Annotated in this window: 6 protein-coding genes; 4 read left to right on the forward strand and 2 right to left on the reverse strand. The window is 70.3% G+C overall.

Features of this window, described 5'->3' with window-relative positions; translation table 11 throughout:
* The 4 genes from ABDW35_RS29340 to ABDW35_RS29355 form a co-directional block, all read left to right on the forward strand.
* On the forward strand, positions 1–934 hold a 934-nt coding region (locus ABDW35_RS29340), incomplete at its 5' end, for an ATP-binding protein (protein ID WP_343717389.1).
* A 194-nt stretch (positions 935–1,128) separates the two neighbouring features.
* The gene (locus ABDW35_RS29345) at positions 1,129–1,890 is read left to right on the forward strand and encodes an SDR family oxidoreductase (RefSeq protein WP_343717390.1); all 762 of its coding nucleotides are present in this window, start codon (positions 1,129–1,131) and stop codon (positions 1,888–1,890) included.
* A 40-nt stretch (positions 1,891–1,930) separates the two neighbouring features.
* A complete protein-coding gene (locus ABDW35_RS29350) occupies positions 1,931–2,359 on the forward strand; it encodes a hypothetical protein (RefSeq protein WP_343717391.1) in 429 nt (142 codons plus the stop codon).
* On the forward strand, positions 2,356–2,820 hold the full coding sequence (locus ABDW35_RS29355; protein WP_343717392.1) for a carboxymuconolactone decarboxylase family protein: 465 nt from the start codon (positions 2,356–2,358) through the stop codon (positions 2,818–2,820). The genes ABDW35_RS29350 and ABDW35_RS29355 overlap by 4 nt, the downstream gene beginning before the upstream one ends.
* Before the next feature lie 100 nt (positions 2,821–2,920).
* Here ABDW35_RS29355 and ABDW35_RS29360 read toward each other — a convergent pair whose 3' ends face one another.
* Both ABDW35_RS29360 and ABDW35_RS29365 read right to left on the reverse strand, forming a co-directional pair.
* Positions 2,921–5,278 (reverse strand): xanthine dehydrogenase family protein molybdopterin-binding subunit, encoded by a 2,358-nt coding sequence (locus ABDW35_RS29360; RefSeq protein ID WP_343717393.1) that lies wholly within the window; start codon positions 5,276–5,278, stop codon positions 2,921–2,923.
* A 157-nt stretch (positions 5,279–5,435) separates the two neighbouring features.
* Positions 5,436–6,492, reverse strand: a 1,057-nt coding sequence (locus ABDW35_RS29365; protein WP_343717394.1) for an autotransporter outer membrane beta-barrel domain-containing protein, incomplete at its 5' end; no start/stop codon positions are given.

Consider the following 6,492-nt stretch of genomic DNA (forward strand, 5'->3'; position numbering starts at 1 on the left):
GTTCCAGGCGTCGCCCGACACCGTGCGGCGGATCATGATCGCGAATTTCGAGGGGCGCCGGAGCCACGCCGAGGTGATGAAGCTCCGCCGGCTCGATGGCCGGCTGCTCGACGTCCAGTTCTCGGTGACCTATCCGACGCCGCCGGAACTGCGGGATGTCACGGTTGTCAGCCTCGACGACCTCACCGACCGCCTCCGCACCGAGGCGCAGCTGCGCCAGCTGCAGGCCGATTTCGCGCGCGCTGCCCGGATCTCGACTCTGGGCGAGCTCGCCACCTCGATCGCGCATGAGGTGAACCAGCCGCTCGCCGCCATCTTCACCAATGCCGAGACCAGCCTACGCTGGCTGTCGCGCGATGAGCCGAACCTGGCCAAGGTGATGCAGCTGACGACCCGGATCGTGGCCAGCGCCCGGCATGCGAACGAGATCGTCCACCGCATCCGGTCCGCGACCGCGAAGCACGCGCCGCAACGCCGGCCGCTGGACCTGAACCAGGTGGTGGATGAGGCGCTGCTGTTCATCCGCCACAACATCGAGACCCGGTCGATCCAGCTCTCGGTGAAGCTCGGCCTCGGCCTGCCCCCTGTAATCGGCGACCGGGTGCAACTGCAGCAGGTGGTGGTCAACCTGCTGGTCAACGGCATCCAGGCGATCGGCCTGATCGAGGGCAAGGACGGCCGCATCGAGCTCACCACCGGGCTCGGCCGGAACGGCGAGGTGGCCTTCACGATCCAGGACAACGGCCCCGGCATCGCGGAGGAGAACATGGAACGCATCTTCGACGGCTTCTTCACCACAAAGGAGGAGGGGATCGGCCTCGGCCTCGCCATCTGCCAGTCGATCATGGCGGCGCATGGCGGCGGCATCGCCGCCTCGAACCGGCCAGAGGGTGGCGCCTGCTTCCGGCTCTGGCTGCCGGCGGAACGGGACTAGGAGAGGCAGCTACCCCGGGTCCGATCTATGCCAAGGTCGAGGTCCGGCCACCCTTTGATGTGCAGGATTGACGGTCGGCACAATGGCCGGGGAGGGCGGCGATCCGCGATCCTCCGCCTCGTTCCAGGCGCCGGCCGTGCGGTGGAGGGGAAGGCCCTCGACCCGGACGGCGCCTGCCAGGCGAGAGGTAGCGCATGAAGATCGTCGTCATCGGCGGGACCGGCCTGATCGGGGCCAAGGTCGTGGCCATGCTGAGCCGGAAGGGGCATCACGCCCTCGCCGCCGCGCCGGGCACGGGCGTCGACACCATCACCGGCCAGGGGCTGGCCGAGGCGCTGGCCGGCGCCGATGTCGTCGTCGACCTCGCCAACTCCCCATCCTTCGCGGAGCAGGCGGCGATGGAGTTCTTCCAGATCGCCGGCCGGAACATCACCGCGGCGGAGATCAAGGCCGGGGTCCGGCATCATGTCGCCCTGTCGGTGGTCGGCACCGAGCGGCTGCAGGACAGCGGCTATTTCCGTGCCAAGCTGGCGCAGGAGCGCCTGATCAAGGCGTCGCCGATCCCCTACACCCTGGTTCGCGCCTGCCAATTCTTCGAGTTCATCCGCGGCATTGCCGACTTCTCGACGGTGGACGGCGTCGTGCGCCTGCCGCACATGCTGTTCCAGCCGATGGCGGCGCAGGACGTCGCTGCCGCGATCGCCGAGGCGGCGCTGGCCCCGCCGGCGCACGGTATGCGGGAGGTGGGCGGCCCCGCCCCGTTCCATCTCGACGAGCTGGTTGCCAGGGTCCTGGCCCATGACCAGGACCCGCGGCAGGTGGTCACCGATCCGCAGGCGCCGTATTTCGGCATCAAAGTGGACGACCGGTCGCTGATGCCCGGCCCGGATGCCCGTCTCGGCACCACCACCATCGACTGGTGGCTGGCCAACGTTCCCCCGCCGCCGAAGGCGTGACGCCGCGACCCGCGGCATTCCCGCAAGAAAGGACCCAGCGATGCTGAAGCAGATTTGCGTCGGCCTGGCCGTGCTCATGGGCGTCCTGGCCGAAGCCAACGGCGCCTACATGCTGGTGTCGCCGGACGGCTGGTACTTCGCCGTGCCCGGGGTGACCACGACCGGCCCGTTCAACCAGCATTTCATCCGCGATATCGGCCTGATCTTCCTGGCCGTCGGCACATCCTACCTGTTCGGCGCCGCGCAGCCGCGGCACCGCATCATCTTCTGGGCTGCGCCCACCCTGTGGCTGGCCGGCCATGCCCTGTTCCACTATTGGGAGGTCGCCGTCGGCATCTGCGGTCCGTCGGTGCTGATCCGCGACTTCCCGGCCGTGACGCTGCCGGCGGCCATCGGGACGCTGCTGACCCTGTGGGCGATCTCGGACGCCCGCTCCACCCGCTCGACCCTGACGGAGAGATACTCATGACCCCGCGCCTGAACATCTTCCACGCCGCGCCGGAGGGCACCAAGGCGATGATCGCGGTGGGCGCCGCCATCGAGGCCAGCGGCCTGGAGCGCAGCCTGATCGAACTGGTGAAGCTGCGCGCGTCGCAGATCAACGGCTGCGCCTTCTGCATCCACATGCACGCCACCGACGCGGTGAAGCAGGGCGAGAGCCCGATGCGGATCCATCTGCTGGACGCCTGGCGGGAGGCGCCGGTGTTCACCGACCGCGAGCGCGCCGCCCTGACCTGGACCGAGAGCCTGACCCGGGTCGTCGACACGCACGCCCCGGATGCCGACTACACGGCGCTGAAGAGCCAATTCAGCGACGCCGAGATCGGCAACCTGACCCTGCTGATCGGGGCGATCAACCTGTGGAACCGGGTGCAGATCGGCCTGCGCGCCATTCCCAAGGTCGACGCGCCGACCCGGGATGCCGCCTGACCGGCGCCGTCCGGCTGCGGCGCCCGGCCGTCAGGCCTGGGCGTCCAGGGCGGCGCCGATAGCGTAGAAGGTGCCGCTTCGCTGTGATGTGCGCCCGACCCTACACCGCGCCCTGCCGCGCCGCGATCGCCTGCCACACCGCCAGCGGTGTCGCCGGCATGTCGATGTGGCGGATGCCCAGGCCGGACAGCGCGTCGACCAGCGCGTTCATCACCGCCGGCAGCGACCCGGCGCAGCCGGCCTCGCCGCAGCCCTTGGCGCCCAGCGGGTTGGTCGCGGTCGGCTGCGGCCGGCTCTCGAAGGTGAAGACCGGCGGGGCGTCGGCGGCGCGCGGCATCTGGTAGTCGACGAAGGAGCCGGTGGTCAGCTGCCCTTCCGGGTCGTAGACCGTGCGCTCCATCAGCGCCTGGCCCACGCCCTGCATCACGCCGCCATGCAGCTGGCCCTCGACCAGCAGCGGGTTCACCACCGTGCCGAAGTCGTTGACCATGATGTAGCGCGCCACCGTGGTGGTGCCGGTCTCCGGGTCGACCTCGACCTCGGCGACGTGGCAGCCATTGGGGTGGGCGGACGGCGCCTGCTTGAAGATGTGGTCGACATCCAGCGAGCCCGGCACGTCGGGCGGCAGCTGCATGCCCGCGCGCAGCCTTCCGGCCAGCTCCATCAGCCCGATGCCCTGGTCGGTGCCGGCCACGCTGAAGCGGCCGTCGCGGAACTCGATGTCGAAGGCGCCGGCCTCCAGCAGGTGGCCGGCGATCTGCCGGCCCTTCTCGATCACCAGATCACCCGCCTCCAGGATCGCGGCGCCGCTGGCCATGATCGATTTCGACCCGCCGGTGCCGCCGCCGGCGATCAGCCGGTCGCTGTCGCCCTGCACCAGGCGGATGCGGTCGAGCGGGATGCCCAGCTTCGCATGCAGCACCTGGGCGAAGGGTGTCCAGTGGCCCTGGCCGTAGTCGAGCGTGCCGGTGACGATGGTGACCGTGCCGTCCGCCTCGAAATGGATCCCGCCCATCTCGTTGCTCGGTGGCGCCGTCACTTCGAGATAGCAGCCGATGCCCAGGCCGCGCAGCTTGCCGCGGGCGGCGCTCTCCTCGCGCCGGGCCGCGAAGCCGGCCCAGTCCGCGGCCTCCACGGCGCGGGCCAGCAGGCCGGGGAAGTCGCCGCTGTCATAGGCGGTGCCGGCCGGGGTCTGCCAGGGCAGCTCGCCCGGCGCCACCATGTTGCGGCGGCGCAGCTCGATCCGGTCGATCCCAAGCTCGGCGGCGGCCGTGTCGATCAGCCGCTCCATGTAGTAGTTGCCCTCCGGCCGCCCGGCGCCGCGATAGGCGCCGATCGGCACGGTGTTGGTGACGGCGCAGATCGTGTTCACCTCGACCAGCGGCGTGCGGTACATGCCGATCGAGTTCTTGGCGATGTTCAGCGTCGTCATCATCGGGCCGACCTGCGACAGGTAGGCGCCGAGATTGCCGTACCCCGTGAAGCGAGTGGCCAGGAAGCGGCCCTCGGCATCCAGCGCCAGCTCGGCCACCACCTCCATGTCGCGGCCGTGATGGTCGGAGACGAAGCTGTCGGAGCGGTGGTCGGTCCACTTCACCGGCCGGCCGAGCGCGCAGGCGCCGTGCAGCAGGCAGACATATTCCGGGAACACCGCGCCCTTCATGCCGAAGGAACCGCCGACATTCCCGGTGATCAGGCGGATCTGCCCGGTCGGGATGCCCATCACGGCGGCGAGGTTGTTGCGCTTGCCGAACACGCCCTGGCTGGGGGCGTAGAGGGTGAAGCGGCCGGTCCCGGCATCGAAGGCGGCCACCGCCGCCCGCGGCTCTATGGCGTTGACCACGACGCGGTTGTTCAGGATCTCCAGCCGCGTCACATGGGCGGCGCGGGCGAAGGCCTCGGCGACCTTCTCCGCGTCGCCATAATGATAGTCCAGCACCAGGTTGCCCGGCGCCTCGTCATACAGCTCCGGCGCCCTGGGCGCGATCGCGTCCGGCACGCGCGTCACCGCCGGCAGCGGGTCGATGTCCAGCTCCACCGCCTCGGCTGCGTCGCGCGCCTGATCGGCGGTCTCGGCGATCACCACCGCCACCGGATCGCCGACGAAACGCACCTTGTCCGCCGCCAGGGCATGGCGGGGCGGCGTCGCCATCGGCGTGCCGTCGCGGTTCTGGAACGCGATCACGCATTTCAGCAGCCCGTAATTCGTCAGGTCGGCCGCGGTGTAGACCGCCAGCACGCCGGGCATGGCCCGGGCCGCGTCGGTGCCGATGCCCCGGATGACGCCATGGGCGTGGGGGCTGCGCACGAAGGCGGCGTACGCCTGGCCGGGCAGGCTGACATCGTCGGTGTAGCGACCCTCGCCCCGCAGCAGGGTGGGGTCCTCCATCCGGGACACGGGCTGGCCGATGCCGAATTTGAGGGCGGCGGAATCCTCGGCCTTGAAGACGTCGTTCATCGGCGGAGTCTCTATCGCTGCGGGTGGAACCTCGGCGTCGCGCGCTGGCGGGACGTCTGTCGAGATTCGGGACGGGGAGACTCCAGACTACGGGCAAGGACCGGGATGAGAGAAGCCGTTTCGGCAACTCTCCCCCGGGATCATCGCAGGCCTCGGCTCAGAAGCTGACGCGCAGCCCCCCGGTCGCCGCCTGGCTGCGATAGCCGTCGGCGAAGCTGCCGTCGTAGCGCAGGAACAGCGTCGCCGCCTGCGCCGCGAGGCTGATGCCGACGCCGACCTTGGCCAAGTCGCGCGGCGCCTCGGCGCCCTCGATGCTGAATTCGGCATCCGAACCTTCGAAGCGCCCATCGAAGCTGCGCTCCGTATCCGCCAGGTCGTGGCTCCAGGCCGCGCGCAGCGACAGGCCCAGCGGGGCGTCCAGGCCGATGTCCAGGCGATGGGCCAGCTCGGCGCCCAACATGCCCTGGGCCGAGGTCACGGTTCGCCCGCCGATGCGCAGGTCGACGGCACCGGCCCCGCTCTCGGTGATCCCGTCCTGGCTGACGACGATGGCCTGGATCCCGGCGAAGGGGGTGAGGTCGGTGCTGCCGCCCAGCGCCAGGCGGTAGCCGGTCTCGACACCGGACAGGAACAGGTTCGAATCGGTGTCGGCGGCGGCGAAGCGATCGATGCCGGGGAAGGCGATCGCGCGGCTCACCGTGCCCCAGCCATGGGCGTAGCCCAGCGCGCCGTCAACATACCAGGCGGCGGGCGCGTAGCTGGCATAGAGGCCGAGCGAGACGGTGCTGAGATCGCCGTCGCCCGACAGCTTGCGGGTGTTGAAGCTGCTGCTGGAGAAGGCCAGCGCTCCACCGATCGCCAAGCCATCGTCGAGCCGATGGTTGAAGCCGACGGCGACGCCGAGCACGTCGAAGTCGAGGTCGTGCCGGTCGCCATCGCCCGATTGGCGGCCGAAGCTGCCCAGCCCGGCGATCCAGGCATTCGGCCGGCCGGGCTCGCTTTGGCCTGCGGCCGCCGGGCCGCCGGCCATCGCCGCGCCGCCGGGACGGGACTGGCTGACCTGCTGCCGCAGCACGCCCAGGAACGCCCGGGCGCCTTCGATCTCGACCGAGGGCAGGTCGGCATAGACCTCGCCGCTCAACTGCTGCAGGGCCGATTGCAGCGGGTCCGAGTCGCCGTAATTCAGCAGGTCCAGACTGTTGTAGACATGGTCC

The organism is Inquilinus sp. (assembly GCF_039594555.1).
GTDB lineage: Bacteria > Pseudomonadota > Alphaproteobacteria > DSM-16000 > Inquilinaceae > Inquilinus.